This is a genomic window from Rathayibacter sp. AY1C4, assembly GCF_002932195.1.
Taxonomy (GTDB): domain Bacteria; phylum Actinomycetota; class Actinomycetes; order Actinomycetales; family Microbacteriaceae; genus Rathayibacter.
Map to the genome: position 1 here is coordinate 39,264 of NZ_PSWE01000024.1, position 14,674 is coordinate 53,937.

Below are 14,674 nucleotides of genomic sequence, written 5' to 3' on the forward strand. Positions count from 1 at the left end.
TGTCTCAGGTGTCGGTGCGGACGAGGGGGGAGTTCGTGCCGCGGACCCTGATGTCGACGCCGGTGATCTCCGACCGGGCGACGCCCGTGGACGCCGCCAGGTCGACGGCGCGCCGCCCGGCCGCCGTCCAGGTGGCGACGGTGATCGTGCTGCCGTCTGTGCGGGTGATCACGAGTTCGTACTCCGCGTCGGCGGGCGCATCACCACTGTAGGTGCAGCTCCACTCCAGCCGGGTACCCCACGGCTTCCCCTCGACCTGGATGTCCGCAGCGAGAGCGGGATCGGCCGCGATCGGGTCCATCGGTTCGAGGGTCGCCTCGCTCGCCACGGGAGCGCCCGCGATGCCCGTGCCGAGAGCGACACCTCCGAAGACGGAGGCGGTGACGGCGGCCGCGACGGCGAGGGACGTCACCAGCCGGCGCCGACGTCGGCGCGTCCGGACACGGTGGGCGATGGCGGGCAGCGTCACCATCGACGGCGGCGCCTCCTCGCCGTCGTCCGATGCGCTGATGGCGAGAGCGTCCTCGATGGAGAGGCGGCCGACGATGCCGGGCAGTCCTGCCAGCTCTGCCACGGCCGCGCGGCAGGCCGCGCAGCCGCTGAGGTGCTGCTCGTACTCGAGTCGCTGATCTGCGGGGAGAGCGCCGAGGACGTAGGACGCGTCCCAGTCGCGGTACTCGTCCTCCGTCGCAGAGCTTCCGTGGTGGTCGTTCATCGGGTGACGCCCCTTTCCTGCAGAGCCAGTCGCAGTCCGCGCAGTCCGTAGTGCAATCGAGATTTCGCTGTTCCCTCGGGGATGGAGTGCCGGCGGGCGATCTCGGGGACGGTGTGTCCGAGGAAGTACGCGTCCACCACGATCTGACGATGCTCCACCGACAGCGATGCGAGAGCGTCGGCGACCAGGATGCTGTCCAGGACCGCGTCGGTGCGATCGGGGACGGCGCCGCCGCCGTCCTCGTCCTTCGCCGGCACCTCGCGTCGGCTCCGAGCGGATCGGGCGTCGTCGATGACGAGATTGCGGGCGACGGTGAACAGCCACGCGCGAGCGGCGTCGGCGTCGCGTTCGAGGACCTGCGGGCGCTGCCAGGCCCGGACCATCGTCTCCTGCACGACGTCCTCCGTCAGCGCCGCGTTCCGAGTGAGGTTCTGCACGAAGCGCCGCAAGGCCGGGCCGTGACTCTCGTACAGCGCCGCCAGGAGCTCATCGACGGGGCGGGGCACAACGCTCACCGCCTCGAAGCGCCACGGTGCGCTCCCTCATCACGGTTGCTGCGATCACTGCCGGTCATCCCTTCCGTCCATGCCTGTCGAGAACCGGCGACCCGGCCCGACGATGCGCTTCGCTGCGCGGGGACGGGTCGCCGTCGCATCAGGACGCCGGGGTGGCGGTGCTCATGGCCGCGGCTTCCTTGTTCATCGTGCCGTCGGGGAGGAGGACGTACCAGGCGTCCTTCACACCCTGCCCGTTGACCTGGCCCGGCGCGGTGTCCTTCGCGAACCGGTAGACCGGCCATCCGTCGACGGTCAGCTGGGTCGTCCCGTCGGTGCGCGTGATCGAGCCGACCTCTCCGGTGATCCCGTCCGCGGCGGTCGTGCTGGACGCCGACACGGCCGGCCAGGTCGTGGCGCACTCGTCGTAGCAGCTGCTGCTGCCCGAGTTCTGCGTGTCCTTGGCGAATGTGTAGACGGTGTAGCCGGCCTCGTCCGTGATGATCTCGCCCAGCGGCGAGGACGCCGTCGTGAGAGCCGCCGTCCCAGCGGAGGCGGTCGCGGTGGCGGAGGCCATCGCGGTGGCGGAGGGGCTGTCGGCCGGCGCTTCCGACGAGGCGGCCGAGCCGGCGGCCGTCGAGCATCCGGCGAGAAGGACGGCGGCGAACGCCGCAGTCGTCACAGTGGTCGCGATTCGCTTGAGCATGATGCCTCCTGTAGTGCGGGGGCCGAGGTGGTCCCACCGAGGACACGACACAGCAGTCGCGGACGTTCAACGACGCGAGAAGATCGCTGGGAGAGCATCCGCGCAGCGGGCGGATTCAGTGAGAGCGACGATCCGTTGCGCGCTCCTTCGCGTGAAGGCCCGAGGCTGCGCGCTGCTCTCCACGGCGGCGTGCGAGCAGTGATCGACCATGTGCGCGACGGCTGCGGCCTGCCCGGCCGCCCGCGCGGCAGCGGTGGCGGCAGGCTCGCCCGCCTGCGTCGCGGCGCGGGCTGCGGCGTGCGCCGTGAAGGCCGCCGTGCGGCACTCGGTCATCGGAGCCTCGCCCCGCCCCCAGGCGAGGAGGACGTCGAGCGCGCGCCGGGGCCGGGCATTGTCCGGGTCCCGCTCCTCGAACGCGGGGAGGGCGCGCTCCGCGCACTCCGCCGCCCACCGCGCGAGCGCCCGGTGGACCTCCGGCTCCGGATCCGCCCAGGCCGGCTCCTCCGCTCCGCTCACGGGTCTTCCTCCGATTCCGGAGCTCAGCTGGCTCTTCCCAGATGAGGGTGTAGGTCGGCCGGGAGCGTCGGTCCGCAGATAGACGTCGAGGTCTCCCGACGACGGAGGTTCCTACGCCATCCGTCCGAAAGACCTCGACGTGACCGACGCTACCCCGCCGGCCGGCTTCGGCCGCCCTGACCTGACCGCCTTCGCGTCTCATCCCAGTCGACCCTGATCGAGTCTGCTGACCCCCTCGACGAGAACGCAGCGACATCACAGCCACCCAACCCCCGACCGTCCGGGAAGCCGGGACACGTCACATGACCTGTGTTGCGGGCGTGTCGAGTGGGCCGTCCAGGGGCGACGCAGGAGCGTCGACGCGACGTGCTGAGAGGTGGTTCCAGTCGAGCGCTAGGACACCGGCTACAGGCATGGCGATAGGTCAGGAACGGCGTCGCTCCCTGCGCAGGAGGGAGCGCAGAGTCTCGGCATTCGCGTAGCCGACCCGTAGCGCGATCTCGGCGGAGGTGAAGTCCGTGGTTGCTGAGAGGTGCCGAGCTCGTTCGATGCGAAGCCGTTGGACGAAGCCGAGCGGAGTGAGGTTGAGCGCCGCACGGACTCGTCGTTCGAGGGTGCGCCGGCTGGTGCCGAGCGACTGCGCGACGAAGGCGACGTTGAACGGTTCGTCCAGGCGGGCGCGCACGAAGCGTTCGAACTCGACGACGATCGGGTCCTCGTGCCGGAGATGTTCGTAGGCGACGAAGGCCGCCTGAGACGGACGCTCGTCGATGATGAGGAGCTTGGCGACATGTTGGGCCAGGTCGGGGCTGATCGATCGCACGAGTGAGAGCGCGAGGTCGATGTGGGCGAACGCGGCGCCGGCGGTGACGAGGTTCCCGTCGACCACGACCATGGTGTCGAGATCGAGGGCGACGGTCGGATAGCGCTTCAGGAACTCCGGCCCCAGGAACCAGCTGGTCGTCGCCCTCCGATGATGCATCCGTCCGGTCTCGGCGACAGCGAACACGCCGGTGCACGCCGCGGCGATCCGGGTGGTCGCCTCGTCGAGGCGCCCGAGCGAGGCGATGACCGAACGAGCATCTCGGCTCTGGAGGACGTCGTTGGTAGCGGCGGCCGTAAGGGTTCCAAGCGCAGGGACGACGACCACGTCGAACTCTCCGGACTCCGACAGCGGATGGTCCACCGACAGGGTCATCGATGCCGTCGTGGTCACTCGCCGTTTCGGTCCGAGGATGGCGAGTTCGATCGGGTCGATCCGCGGGTCGACATCGCCGCGGGCTCCATCGGCCACCCGCACGATGTCGATGATCGACGCGATAGCCGAACCGAAGCAGCCGTCGATCGCGATCAGTCCGATACGCATGACGTAAACAATAGCAATACTGCCGTATACGCCACTCCCCACCGGCCCTCGCTCGTCATACGCTGAACTCGTCCCACGAAGAACCCCGACGTCAAGGAGAGTCCCTCATGTCCACACCCGCATCACTTCCGTATGCCTTCGTCGCCAAGATCGTCGCGGCCGATGGACAGCACGACGCGGTCGCCGATCTGCTCGGCGGCGCTGTCGCACTCGCCAACGAAGAAGTAGGAACGATTGTCTGGTTCGCGGTCAGGACCCACGCCGACACCTTCTGGATCTTCGATGCATTCCCCGACGAAGCCGCTCGCGACGCCCACGCCAACGGCGCCATCGTCGCAGCCCTGATGGCCAACCAGCACCTCCTCGGCGCAGCACCCGAGATCCTGGCGGCCGACGTCCTCGCGTCCAAGCTCCCGTAGTCCGCCAACGCACGAGACGATCGCGCCCCGCCGAGCAGTCGCCAGGTCGCGACGCAACGCCACGCTGCGTTGCCGAGCGGTGCGAGGCCTTTCGGCACACGGACAGGATGCCGGCCGCGAGCGCTCAGCCGGCGAGGGGTCCGTCGCAGAGGAGAGCGACGTCGGTGTCGGGCAGAGCCGTGAGGCCAGCGCATCGCGCGACCACCAGAACGGTTCGCCGGAGCCGCCTGTCGGAATCGAACGGACGACCTCATCACGTCGGCTTTGCGTCTATCGCTTGATGCGCCCACTGGGCGAACGAGCCGCTGACCTGCGCAAACGCCGAGCGTGGAGGACGCCGCCATCCGGTGGTGACCGACGACGACCGACCAGTACCGACCGTTTCACCGGAGCTTGCGGCGGCGTCGAAGCCGAGCAAGCTCCATTCTTCTAACTCACCGCGCCCTCCTCCTCGCCGGCCCCGTCGTCGGCGAAGACGTTTCAGGGGTCTTCTCAGATGACGGTGTAGGTCGGCCGGGCGCGTCGGTCCGCAGATAGACGTCGAGGTCTCCCGACGACGGAGGTTCGTACGTCATCCATCCGAAAGACCTCGACGTGTCCGACGCTACCCCGCCGGCCGGCTTCGGCCGCCCTGACCTGACCGCCTTCGCTCGACTCGACGGCCTCGGTCTGCACACCGGCGCGGACCTGCTCACCGACAAGCAGAGCGACAGGCTACGCGCGCTGTTCGTTGATGACGCTCACGTCGAGGTCGAGGCGACCTGGGGTGTCTACCAGCGCATGATCGCCGCCTATCGCCACGAGGACCGGCAACGTGGCCGCGAGCTCATGGAGAAGCTGATCACCGACCTCAGCGCCGGCGTCCCCAAGGTGCTCACCGAGCTCACCACCCTGGGCCGGACCCTGAAGAAGCGAGCCGCTGACGTGCTCGCCTACTTCGAACGACCCGGCACCAGCAACGGGCCGACCGAGGCGCTCAACGGACGGCTCGAACACCTGCGCGGCTCCGCACTCGGGTTCCGCAACCTGACCAACTGCATCGCCCGAAGCCTGCTCGAGACCGGCGGCTTCAGACCCCAACTCCTACACCCCCGATTGGGATGAGCCGCTCAGCTCCGGCGCGGCCGCCCCGTGAAGTGCTTCACCCCGTAGACCAGGAGGAGCAGGATGCCGCTCAGCTGCAGGGCGAGCGAGAAGCCGGAGGCGAATTGACCGGCCGGCCACACCAGCCTCAGCACCAGCGCGACGAACATCGCTGTGACCCCGACGACGAACAGGACTCGATTCCGCATCCGTCGAGTCGACCATCCGCACGCGGGCCCTGGCCAACCGCCAGTGCTCAGCTCAGGCGCTCGGTCAGGTGGACGGTGACGACGTCGCCGAGGTCCTTGCCGATCGTCTTCCGCAGTTTCGCGCTGATCGACAGCATGTGACCGCCGGTGCCGTTCGGCAGCAGGCCCGCGGTCACCGGCTCGCCGTCGACGGTGGCGACCACCTTCACCGACCTCCCTGTGCCGAGCAGCTCGACGGAGCCGGGCACCTCGACGCACGACCAGAGGTCGCCCTTCACGGCGACACCGATCGGGGCGGTGAAGGCGAGGTCCAGGGGGCCGGCGCTCATGCGCTCTCCTCCGCGGACGCCGCGCTCTCGCCGGAGGAGTCCTGCCCGCTGTACCGGTCGAGGATCTCGTCGTACATCGCGGCGTCGAGCAGACCATCGGACAGGGCCCGGCGGACCTCCTCGAACTCCCCGGGGTCGAGGGTCGTCCAGTCGAAGCCGTCGCTCGGCGATCCGGGCCGGTAGCGCCGGCGGCCGAGCTCGTCGACGGCCTGCTCCCGCGTCAGCTCCCCCGCGGCGAAGCGCTGCGCGATCCCGTACGGTGTCGCGCCGGAGAAGCCGGAGCGCACGTGCGGCAGCGCGGCGGCGGCCTCGATCCCGTCGGACACCTCGTCGATCGACATGCGGACCCCTCCCGTCCGAGGGTCCACCGACCCTCCCGTCGACCCTACGACGAGACGTCGCATCCCGGTCGGGCCGGGCGACGCGCACTGCCCTCGACAGGCGGCTACCGTTCCTCCATGACCGGACGCGCCGCTACGTCCCGGCACGAGTTCCGCGTCGACTCGCGCACGCTCGTCGCCCACGACTTCCTCGGCACTCGAGCCCCCAGGGCTGCAGTCGTCTGGTGCGGAGGGACACCGCACACCGGCGCACTCCTCGCTCCCACGTCGACGCCGCTGCGGCGCGCGGCATCCGGCTCGTCTCCGTCGCCCGTCCCGGCTTCGGCGGCTCGATGCGGGCTCCCGGACGGAGCATCGCGGATGCGGCCGCCGATGTGCTCCGCGTCGCCGACCTGCTCGGGATCGAGCGCTTCGTGGTGACGGGCTACTCCGGCGGCGGCCCGCACGCGCTGGCCGTCGGGGCTCTCGGAGGTGATCGCGTCCTGGGCGTCGCGACGTTCGGCAGCCCGGCGCCCTTCAGCGACGACGGAGCGTGGTTCGAGGGCATGCAGGATCCGGGCGCTCTCCGCAGCGCGCGCGACGGCCGGGCTGCGCGCGAGGAGTGGGAGGAGACGGCCCGCTTCGATCCGGAGCAGTTCACCGGTGACGACTACTCGGCCCTCGACGGCCCGCTGACGGCGCTCGGCGCAGAGGCCGGCCGCGCCTCGGAGCTCGAACAGGGCGGGAGCGTCGACGACGACCTCGCTCTCGTCATGCCCTGGGGAGTCGACCTCTCGCGCCTCACGGCGCCGGTCCTCCTCCACCACGGCGCGGCGGACAGGGTGGTCCCGGTCGCCCACGCGGAGCGGATCCGCCGCCTCCACCCGGCCGCGGAGCTCACGATCCGGCCCGGTCGAGGCCACATCGGCGTCCTGCTCGACTGGCCGGACGTCCTCGACCGCCTCCTCGCGGACGGGTTCCCCGGGGACCGCCCCGGCAGCGGAGGCTGAGCGTCTCATCGCGGCCGGCAGCGGATCGGACGCGGAAGGTGGGCCTGGAAGGGCCACGCTTCGGGAGGGCTCCCTCCGCGAGGATCACGGCATGGCCCCTCACACGGATCCCCGCCGATGACTCTGCAGGACCTCGCCGACGAGCTCGCCCAGGCTCTCGACCGCCCGGTGACGATCGAGGACGCCTCGAGCCGGGTGCTGGCCGCGACGCGCGCGCGCGAGGAGGCGCCTCACGACGGCGTGTTCCCCGTCCAGGATCCGCGGGGCCGGCTCGCGACCCTCCTCCTCCCCCGGGAGCGGCCCGCGCCGCTCACTCCGGCCGAGTACTCGCTCATCGACGCGGCCGTCGGAGCGATCCGCCGCCTCCTCGGCCCCTCGACGCGGGCGGGCGGCAGCTCCCGGCGCGCGGACGTCCTCGCGGCGCTCCTGTCGGGCGACGGCGGCACCCGGCGCGCCTCCTTCGCCGAGGCGGTCGAGCGCCGCTGGCTGCGCCGGGACGCCCAGACCGTGGTCCGCGCGGTGCGGCTGACCGGCCCGACCGGCTCCCTGCAGCGGACGGCGCTGGCGCGGCGGATCGACGCGAGCGCCGCCTCCGGCCTGACGTTCCTCGGCGACCAGGAGGGTGTGCTGTTCTTCGTGAGCGTGGAGGCGCCCGAGGCCGCCGCGGAGGCGGACGACGTCCTGCGGGCGGAGGCGCGCGGCCGCGGCACGGCCGTCGACGCGATCGGCTCGGCGCGCTTCGACGTCCGCGACGACGACCTCCTGCCGACTGCCGAGCGGGCCGCCCTCGCGGCGACCATCGTCGGCTCCCTGCCCGACGGCCGTAGCCGGGCCGACATCGCCGAGCTCGGGGCCTGGGTGCTCCTCGCCTCGATCGGGGCGGACAGCTCGCAGCTCGCCATGCTCTCGCCGGCCGCGGCGACGCTGCTCGAGCGGGGCGACGAGGTGCAGCGGCGGACCGTGGAGGCCTACCTCGACGTGCGCGGCAGCGTGCGGGAGGCGTGCGGGCTCCTCCACATCCACCGCACCACGCTCTACTACCGTCTCGACAACCTGCCCGAGGCGGTCCGGGACGCGCTCGACGACGGCCTCGCCCGCAGCACGCTGCACCTCTGCCTCAAGCTGATGAAGTTCCGCGACGGGCTCGAGCGGCGGCGTGCCTCGTGACCGTGCCCGGGGACCTCCCGCAGGTCCGCCTCTACGGGCGGCGCGAGAGCCGCGACGCGTGGGAGATCCGCGACCTCCTCGCGCGCAGCGTCGTCTCGTTCTCGTGGACGCCGATCGACACGGACGAGCAGTGCCTCGCCGTCGCGGGGCATCCGCTCGCCACCGCGTCGCTCCCCCTCGTGGTGTTCCCGGACGGCAGCCGCGCCTCCGATCCGACGCTCGCCGAGGTCGCGGCCCGGCTCGGCTGGGTGGGCTCGCCGCGGCTCGCGGAGTACGACCTCTCCATCTACGGAGCCGGCCCGGCCGGGCTCTCGGCCGCCGTGTACGCCGCCTCGGAGGGGCTGAAGGTCGTGGTCCTCGAGCGCTCGGCGATCGGCGGGCAGGCCGGCTCCAGCAGCCTGATCGAGAACTACCTCGGCTTCCCGCACGGGATCGCGGGAGCCGATCTGGCCGAGCGCGCGCGGCAGCAGGCCGTCTCCTTCGGCGCCGAGCTGCTGCGGATGCGCGAGGGGATCCGCGGGCGCTTCGCCGACGACCGGATCCACGCGCTGCTCGCCGACGGGACGACCGTCGTCGCCCGCACCAACATCTGCGCCACGGGCATCCAGTGGCGCCGGCTCGGCCTCGAGCGCGAGGACGAGCTGCTCGGCGTCGGCCTCTACTACGGTGCCGGCACGAGCGAGGCGCCGCTCTGCGAGGGCGAGGACGTCGTGGTCGTCGGAGGCGGCAACTCGGCCGGGCAGGCCGTGATGAACCTCTCGGCGCACGCGCGGCACGTGACCATGCTGGTCCGCGGCCCGGATCTGGCCGACAGCCTCTCCTCCTACCTCGCGGAGCGCGTCGTCCGGCAGCCGAACGTGACGATCCTGCTCGACTCGCGCGTCACCCGCCTGCACGGCGCCGACGCCCTCGAGTCGATCGAGGTCGAGAACTCGGCGACCGGCGCGCACGGGGCGCTGGCCACCTCCCACCTCTTCGTCTGCATAGGGGGCGAGCCGGACACGACGTGGGCGGCGGAGACCGCGATCGTCCGCGACTCCGGCGGCTACCTCGTGACGGGACCGGACCTCGCCGGCGAGCACGCGGCTCGCGACTGGCCGCTCGAGCGGGCGCCGTTCTACCTCGAGACGAGCGTCCCCGGCTCCTTCGCCGCGGGGGACGTGCGCCGCAGCTCGGTCAAGCGCGTCGCCTCCGCCGTCGGCGAGGGCGCGATGGCCGTCACCTTCGCCCACCGCCACCTGCAGGAGACCTCGTGAGCCGCCGACTGCCGACGGTGCGCCACGGCGTCGGCTTCTGGATCGTCGCCGCGACCTTCCTGCTCGTGATGGCGTACTCGACGGTGCCGACACCCCTCTACCCGCTCTACCAGCAGCTCGACGGCTTCCCGCCGTTCGTGATCACCGTCGTCTTCGCCGCCTACGCGGTCGGAGTGATCGTGAGCCTGTACCTCGCCGGTCACGTCAGCGACTGGCTCGGCCGCCGCCGAGTGCTGCTGATCGCGGTGCTCGTCTCGGCGGTCTCGGCCGTGCTCTTCTCGCTGACGACGGAGGTGCCTGGGCTGATCGTCGCCCGCTTCGTCAACGGCTTCAGCATCGGGATGCTCACCGCCACCGCGACCGCCCACCTCGGCGAGCTGCGCGCCCGCGCCCGGCCGGACGAGAACACGATCGTCGCCGCGTCGATCTCGGGCGCAGTGAACCTCGGCGGGCTCTCGCTGGGCCCGCTGCTCGGCGGGGTCTTCGCCGAATTCCTGCCCGATCCGCTCCTCCTGCCGCACCAGGTGTTCCTGGTCGCGCTGCTCGTGGCGGGCCTCGCGCTGCTCCTCGTGCCCGAGACGGTCGACGTGCCGGAGACGGCGCCCGCCTACCGGCCGCAGCGGCTCTCGGTGCCGGCGGATACGCGCCGGGCGTTCCTGCTCGCGGCGTTCGGAGCGTTCTCGGCCTTCTCCGTCCTCGGCCTCTTCACCTCGCTCGCACCGACGTTCCTGGTGCAGACCTTCCAGGTGCGCGACCACCTGCTGGCCGGCGCGACGTCCTTCGCCGTGTTCGCCTCCGCGGCCCTCGGCCAGCTGCTGCTCGTGAAGGTGGGGACGCGCCTGCAGCTCTCGATCGCGGTGGCGGGCTGCGCGGTCGGGCTCGCGGCGGTCGCGGCCGGAGCGATCGCTCCGCAGCTGGGAGTGTTCCTCGCCGGCGCCGTCGTCTCGGGCTTCGGGGTGGGGCTGCTCTTCAAGGGGTCGATCGGCACAGCGGTCGCCCTCGCGGATCCCGCCCGCCGGGGCGAGACCCTGGCGGTGGTGTTCCTGGTCGCGTACACGGGACTCGCGGTGCCCGCACTGGCGGCGGGAGCGGCGCTCGACCTCGTCGCCGCGACGATCGTGCTGACGGTGTTCGCGGCGCTCGTGCTGGCGGCGACCGCGACGGCCGGCGTGCTGCTGCGCGCCCGCAGCGCGGCGGCCGGGCGATGAGCGGCGGAGCGGGGCGGCGCTGCGGGGTGCGGGCCGGCGGCCGTCCGGGTGCCGGCCGCGTGCACCCCGGACGGCCGCCCGCCGCGTCAGAAGTCCTCGCGCCGCTCCTGCTCGGCCTCGGCGGCCGGCTCGAGCGCGGCGAGATCCCCGAGCGCGAGTCGCAGCTGGCGCAGCAGCCACTCCTCGGTCAGCGCACCCGCGTCGAGCGCGTCCAGCCGGCGGAGGCGCTCGGCTGCCGACCCGGTGAGGTCGGCGGGCGTCCCCGCGCTCATGCGCCGTACCCCGCTCCGCGGAGCAGGCGGCGCAGGTCGACGAGCTGCTGCTCGTCCACGTCCTTGTGGTGCGGCCGGTGGAGGGTCTCGGTCGTCGAGCCGACCGTCACCGAGAAGGCGCCGTCGTGCTTCTCGTGGACGGTGCCGACGGCCTCGAGCAGCGTCAGCACGTCCGCCCAGAGGACGTTGTGGCTCGGCGAGTCCTCGAGCAGCCGCTCGAGGGTGTCTCGCTGGTTCGAGTGGAGGTGGCGGGTGTCGGTCATGAACGGCCCTTCGGTGTCTGCGCACGCGCCCCGGTGGCGGTGCTCGGCGTCGCGTCCGACGGTAGGCGCGCGGGTGGAGCCGGTGCGCGAGTCGGATGACTCGAAGAGCGGACGCCGCGGGGCGTCCCCGCGAGAGGCGCGGCCGTGAATCCGGAGCCGGGCGACCGCGTCGACGAGGAGGAGCATCCCCGCACGCCCGCGCTGCCCGAGGCCGCCGTCTCCGCCGCGTCGCTCCCGGACCGGCCGGCCGCGTTCCTCAACGCCCTGCTGACCGAGCACTTCGTGCTGGAGTCGGCGCGCGGCATCACCGTGACGGAGTCGAGCAGCCGCGCCTCGCTCTACCTGACGATGCTCTCCAGCTCGCTCGTGGCCTTCGGCTTCCTCGCCCCGACCCGGTACGCGATGGGGTTCCTCGCGGTGATCATCCCGGTCGTCGTGCTGCTGGGGGTGTTCACCTACGAGCGGCTGGTGCAGACCTCGATGGAGGACATCGCCGCGCTGACGGCCATCCAGCGCATCCGCCGCTACTACGGGACCCTGCTGCCGGGCGCGGGCGCCTACTTCGCGGTGCCGCGCGGCCGCCACGCGCCGAACGAGCTGCTCGAGATCGGCCGCCGGCAGAGCTGGCGGGGCATCTTCTTCACGATGTCCTCGGCGATCGCGGTGGTCAACTCGATCGTGGCGGGCGCCGGAGTCGCGCTCGCGCTGACGCAGAGCGGCGCGGACGAGGTCCCCGCGATCGCGTGCGGGATGGCGGCCGCCGTCGTCCTCGCGGTGCTGCACGGGGTGTACCAGTTCCACCGCTACCGGCAGATGCGGCTGCGGATCGCGGAGGCGGAAGCGCTGGACGGGGTCGAGAGGGGGTGACGGGGCGGGGCCCGGCCGGAGGGGTCCGGAGGTGACGAACGCCGATCAGGCGTGGCGTCGGCCGCCGGCTGGTCAGCTGGCTCCGACCTGCTCCCGCGACTGCTCCCGCGACTGCTAAGAGTTGTCGCAGTCGACGCCCAGTGCGACAACTCCTGGACTCTCGTGGCGATCGCTCCTCGGCGGGCCGCCGCGAACATCCAGAAGTCGCCGTGGTCGGTCGCGAGCACGGCGACTCCTGGCTGCTCGCCGCCTGTGGACAAGCGTTGGGTGTCGGCGGCTCCGACGGCCGCGACTGCTCAAGAGTTGTCGCACTCGACGCCCAGTGCGACAACTTCTGGACTCTCGTGGCGCTCTCTCCCCGGCGGGCCGCCGCGACCATCCATAAGTCGCCGTCGTCGGTCGCGAGCACGGCGACTTCTGTCTGCACGCCGCCTGCGGACGTGCGCAGGGAGCCGGCGGCCGGCGACTGTCCAGGAGTTGTCGCAGTCGATGCCGAGTGCGACAACTCCTGGACTCTCGCGAAAGTCCTGCGCTGTCGCGAGGCGCGCGGCTCAGCCCCGCTCGGCCCGCTCGGCGAGGAGGTACTGCCAGTCGCGCGGCACGCGGTCCTTCGGCCCCGGGGTGGTCTGGCTCGCCGGGTGGCTCTGCGGGTCGGCCAGGGCGGGGCCGTCGGCGTAGTCGTCGGTCCGGTAGTCCCAGAACCAGTCCTCGCCGGGCTCGAAGCTGCGGATGACCGCGTGGCCGGTCGAGCGGTAGTGGGCCGTCGCGTGGCGGTTCAGCGAGTCGTCGCAGCAGCCGATGTGCCCGCAGAGCGCGCAGCGGCGCAGGTGCAGCCACCACGAGCCGGACTGCTCGCACTCGACGCAGCCGGGGCCGCTCGGCGGGACGGAGGGGTCGATCATCTGCTGCGACGTCATGCGCTCAGCATGCGCCTCCCGCGGCGGCAGGCACCAGGTAGGATGACTCGATCCTGCGGCTCCGTCACGCGCTCCGGGCGTCCTCGAGGCTGAGGAGCGCGTCGCGGAGCCCGGCCCGCGAGGTCACCCCGAGCTTGGGGAAGATCCGGTACAGGTGCCCGCTGACGGTGCGGGGCGAGACGAAGAGTTGCTGGGCGATCTGCTTGTTCGAGAGCCCCGCGGCGGCCAGCGAGACCACGCGCCGCTCCTGCTCGCTGAGGTCGGCGGCGACCGGCGCCTCCCCCGCTCCGCCCGCCGCCCGCAGCTCGTGCTGGGCGCGGGCGAGCCAGAGCTCGGCTCCCACCGCGGCGAACCCCGCGGCGGCCTGGCGGAACCGGGTGCGGGCCTCCAGCGGGCGCATCCGGCGGCGCAGCCACTCGCCGTGGCAGAGCTGGACGCGTGCCCGCTCGAACGGCCACTCCTCGGAGGCCGGGTCGAGGGAGCGCTCGAAGAGGGCGCCCGCGCCGCCGGTCGGATCGAGGACCGCGGTCGCCGCGAGGGCGAGCATCCGCCCGCGGGGAGCGAGGGGCCGCGCGGCGAGGTCCGCCGCGGCCGCCGCCAGCTCGGCGCAGTGCTCGGGCAGGCGGAGGCGCGAGGCGGCCTCGGCTGCGTCGAGGAGCTCCAGCGGATCGCCGCCGGCGCGGGAGGAGGAGCGGGCGTGCGCCTCCTCGAAACGGCCGCCGCCGAGGTCGAGCGAGCACAGGGCGTGATCGGCGGCGCGCGCGACCGACGCCGCTCCGTGCCGCAGCGCCCAGGCCGTCGCGCGCTCGGCGCACTCGAGGGTGCGTGCGCGGTCGCCCTGCACGGCGTGGATCCGGGCGCGAGTCGCGTCGATCAGCGCGCGCACGGCGGGCAGGTCGTCGGCGCGGGCGGCGGCGCGGTGGAGGTCGGCCGAGGCGTCGTCGAGGCGACCGCCGTCGAGTGCGGTGGTGCCGCGGCGGAGGAGGGCGAGGGCGCCGCGCAGGCCGTCCGCCTCCTCCCCGCCGTCGAGGAGCCCGGCGAGGCGGTCGCGGCGCTCGTCCGAGACCTCGAGCAGCGACCAGGCGAGGTGCAGCGCGACCGTCTTCCACGGGTCGCCCGTGACCGCGGAGTCCTCGGCGAGCCGCAGGCGACGCTCCCACTCCTCGTCCGGGACCGGCTGCACGCAGGCCTCCACGAGGCGCAGGACGGGATCGAGGAGGTGCTCCTCGCCGACGGCGAGCGCCTCCTGCCACCATGCGGGATCGCCGCGGAGCATGCAGGCGAGGTGGAGAACGGTCGCCAGCAGGTCGGCGGCGGCGGCGTGAGGGGCGACGCGGTCGGCGGAGAAGCTGCCGGCGTCGCCGCGGGAGGCGTCGGTCTCGGCGGGAGCGACACCACCGACAGGAGAGTCACCGCCGACAGGAGAGTCACCGCCGGCGAGCGAGGCACCACCGACTCCCGAGCCCCCACGCCCCACCCGAGCGCCGAGCCCCCGGAGGGCCGCGCGGCTGGCCGATGCGCTGCTCCGCACGGGGGACGTGGGCGGGGTCCGCCGCG

At 72.7% G+C, this 14,674-nt stretch carries 18 protein-coding genes and 1 pseudogene; 7 read left to right on the forward strand and 12 right to left on the reverse strand.

Going from position 1 to position 14,674, the window contains the following annotated elements:
• Positions 1-4: 4 nt before the first annotated feature.
• From C5C99_RS12520 to C5C99_RS12540, 5 genes are all read right to left on the reverse strand, one after another.
• Entirely contained in the window at positions 5-715 is a 711-nt protein-coding gene (locus tag C5C99_RS12520; protein ID WP_104340177.1) for an anti-sigma factor, read from the reverse strand.
• Entirely contained in the window at positions 712-1,221 is a 510-nt protein-coding gene (locus tag C5C99_RS12525) for a sigma-70 family RNA polymerase sigma factor (protein ID WP_056865923.1), read from the reverse strand. The genes C5C99_RS12520 and C5C99_RS12525 overlap by 4 nt, the downstream gene beginning before the upstream one ends.
• A gap of 148 nt (positions 1,222-1,369) precedes the next feature.
• Positions 1,370-1,915 (reverse strand): hypothetical protein, encoded by a 546-nt coding sequence (locus C5C99_RS12530; RefSeq protein ID WP_104224787.1) that lies wholly within the window; start codon positions 1,913-1,915, stop codon positions 1,370-1,372.
• 66 nt (positions 1,916-1,981) lie between these two features.
• Positions 1,982-2,431 carry a putative immunity protein gene (locus C5C99_RS12535; RefSeq protein WP_146085509.1) on the reverse strand — a complete coding sequence of 150 codons (450 nt, stop codon included), beginning with the start codon at positions 2,429-2,431 and terminating at the stop codon, positions 1,982-1,984.
• A 424-nt stretch (positions 2,432-2,855) separates the two neighbouring features.
• Entirely contained in the window at positions 2,856-3,797 is a 942-nt protein-coding gene (locus C5C99_RS12540; protein ID WP_053548963.1) for a GlxA family transcriptional regulator, read from the reverse strand.
• A gap of 107 nt (positions 3,798-3,904) precedes the next feature.
• Here C5C99_RS12540 and C5C99_RS12545 point away from each other — a divergent pair, with 107 nt between their 5' ends.
• Both C5C99_RS12545 and C5C99_RS12555 read left to right on the forward strand, forming a co-directional pair.
• The gene (locus C5C99_RS12545; RefSeq protein ID WP_104340179.1) at positions 3,905-4,216 is read left to right on the forward strand and encodes a putative quinol monooxygenase; all 312 of its coding nucleotides are present in this window, start codon (positions 3,905-3,907) and stop codon (positions 4,214-4,216) included.
• Between the two features lie 669 nt (positions 4,217-4,885).
• Positions 4,886-5,320 (forward strand): annotated as a pseudogene (locus tag C5C99_RS12555) (transposase); the annotation flags it as partial.
• A 5-nt stretch (positions 5,321-5,325) separates the two neighbouring features.
• Here C5C99_RS12555 and C5C99_RS12560 read toward each other — a convergent pair.
• The 3 genes from C5C99_RS12560 to C5C99_RS17175 are packed head-to-tail and all read right to left on the reverse strand — an operon-like array spanning position 5,326 to position 6,178.
• Entirely contained in the window at positions 5,326-5,508 is a 183-nt protein-coding gene (locus C5C99_RS12560; RefSeq protein ID WP_104248148.1) for a hypothetical protein, read from the reverse strand.
• Between the two features lie 47 nt (positions 5,509-5,555).
• Positions 5,556-5,837 carry a DUF1905 domain-containing protein gene (locus C5C99_RS12565; RefSeq protein ID WP_104224783.1) on the reverse strand — a complete coding sequence of 94 codons (282 nt, stop codon included), beginning with the start codon at positions 5,835-5,837 and terminating at the stop codon, positions 5,556-5,558.
• Positions 5,834-6,178, reverse strand: coding sequence for a hypothetical protein (locus C5C99_RS17175; RefSeq protein WP_104224782.1), 345 nt, complete (start codon positions 6,176-6,178; stop codon positions 5,834-5,836). The genes C5C99_RS12565 and C5C99_RS17175 overlap by 4 nt, the downstream gene beginning before the upstream one ends.
• Positions 6,179-6,402: 224 nt before the next feature.
• Between C5C99_RS17175 and C5C99_RS17180 the strand changes: the two genes are divergently transcribed.
• From C5C99_RS17180 to C5C99_RS12585, 4 genes are all read left to right on the forward strand, one after another.
• Entirely contained in the window at positions 6,403-7,167 is a 765-nt protein-coding gene (locus C5C99_RS17180) for an alpha/beta fold hydrolase (protein WP_181074601.1), read from the forward strand.
• 117 nt (positions 7,168-7,284) lie between these two features.
• Positions 7,285-8,334: a helix-turn-helix domain-containing protein gene (locus tag C5C99_RS12575; RefSeq protein WP_104319565.1), complete on the forward strand. Its 1,050-nt coding sequence runs from the start codon at positions 7,285-7,287 to the stop codon at positions 8,332-8,334.
• Positions 8,331-9,590 carry an NAD(P)/FAD-dependent oxidoreductase gene (locus tag C5C99_RS12580; RefSeq protein ID WP_181074602.1) on the forward strand — a complete coding sequence of 420 codons (1,260 nt, stop codon included), beginning with the start codon at positions 8,331-8,333 and terminating at the stop codon, positions 9,588-9,590. The genes C5C99_RS12575 and C5C99_RS12580 overlap by 4 nt, the downstream gene beginning before the upstream one ends.
• The gene (locus C5C99_RS12585) at positions 9,587-10,798 is read left to right on the forward strand and encodes an MFS transporter (RefSeq protein ID WP_258063695.1); all 1,212 of its coding nucleotides are present in this window, start codon (positions 9,587-9,589) and stop codon (positions 10,796-10,798) included. The genes C5C99_RS12580 and C5C99_RS12585 overlap by 4 nt, the downstream gene beginning before the upstream one ends.
• Before the next feature lie 86 nt (positions 10,799-10,884).
• Here the strand turns inward: C5C99_RS12585 and C5C99_RS12590 are convergent, their stop codons facing one another.
• Positions 10,885-11,070: a hypothetical protein gene (locus C5C99_RS12590; RefSeq protein ID WP_104224778.1), complete on the reverse strand. Its 186-nt coding sequence runs from the start codon at positions 11,068-11,070 to the stop codon at positions 10,885-10,887.
• The gene (locus C5C99_RS16820; RefSeq protein WP_104257441.1) at positions 11,067-11,333 is read right to left on the reverse strand and encodes a hypothetical protein; all 267 of its coding nucleotides are present in this window, start codon (positions 11,331-11,333) and stop codon (positions 11,067-11,069) included. The genes C5C99_RS12590 and C5C99_RS16820 overlap by 4 nt, the downstream gene beginning before the upstream one ends.
• Positions 11,334-11,477: 144 nt before the next feature.
• Between C5C99_RS16820 and C5C99_RS12600 the strand changes: the two genes are divergently transcribed.
• The gene (locus tag C5C99_RS12600) at positions 11,478-12,200 is read left to right on the forward strand and encodes a hypothetical protein (protein ID WP_104288712.1); all 723 of its coding nucleotides are present in this window, start codon (positions 11,478-11,480) and stop codon (positions 12,198-12,200) included.
• Between the two features lie 551 nt (positions 12,201-12,751).
• Here C5C99_RS12600 and C5C99_RS12605 read toward each other — a convergent pair.
• Together C5C99_RS12605 and C5C99_RS12610 are read right to left on the reverse strand one after the other, a co-directional pair.
• Positions 12,752-13,117 (reverse strand): UBP-type zinc finger domain-containing protein, encoded by a 366-nt coding sequence (locus C5C99_RS12605; RefSeq protein ID WP_104284037.1) that lies wholly within the window; start codon positions 13,115-13,117, stop codon positions 12,752-12,754.
• A 64-nt stretch (positions 13,118-13,181) separates the two neighbouring features.
• The coding region (locus tag C5C99_RS12610) for a LuxR family transcriptional regulator (RefSeq protein ID WP_219813634.1) at positions 13,182-14,674 on the reverse strand (1,493 nt) is incomplete at its 5' end.

Coding starts and splice junctions, on each gene's coding strand:
- C5C99_RS12520 (WP_104340177.1), bottom strand. CDS start 715: ATGAACGACCACCACGGAAGCTCTGCGACGGAGGACGAGTACCGCGAC.
- C5C99_RS12530 (WP_104224787.1), bottom strand. CDS start 1,915: ATGCTCAAGCGAATCGCGACCACTGTGACGACTGCGGCGTTCGCCGCC.
- C5C99_RS12540 (WP_053548963.1), bottom strand. CDS start 3,797: ATGCGTATCGGACTGATCGCGATCGACGGCTGCTTCGGTTCGGCTATC.
- C5C99_RS12545 (WP_104340179.1), top strand. CDS start 3,905: ATGTCCACACCCGCATCACTTCCGTATGCCTTCGTCGCCAAGATCGTC.
- C5C99_RS12560 (WP_104248148.1), bottom strand. CDS start 5,508: ATGCGGAATCGAGTCCTGTTCGTCGTCGGGGTCACAGCGATGTTCGTC.
- C5C99_RS12565 (WP_104224783.1), bottom strand. CDS start 5,837: ATGAGCGCCGGCCCCCTGGACCTCGCCTTCACCGCCCCGATCGGTGTC.
- C5C99_RS17175 (WP_104224782.1), bottom strand. CDS start 6,178: ATGTCGATCGACGAGGTGTCCGACGGGATCGAGGCCGCCGCCGCGCTG.
- C5C99_RS12575 (WP_104319565.1), top strand. CDS start 7,285: ATGACTCTGCAGGACCTCGCCGACGAGCTCGCCCAGGCTCTCGACCGC.
- C5C99_RS12590 (WP_104224778.1), bottom strand. CDS start 11,070: ATGAGCGCGGGGACGCCCGCCGACCTCACCGGGTCGGCAGCCGAGCGC.
- C5C99_RS16820 (WP_104257441.1), bottom strand. CDS start 11,333: ATGACCGACACCCGCCACCTCCACTCGAACCAGCGAGACACCCTCGAG.
- C5C99_RS12605 (WP_104284037.1), bottom strand. CDS start 13,117: ATGACGTCGCAGCAGATGATCGACCCCTCCGTCCCGCCGAGCGGCCCC.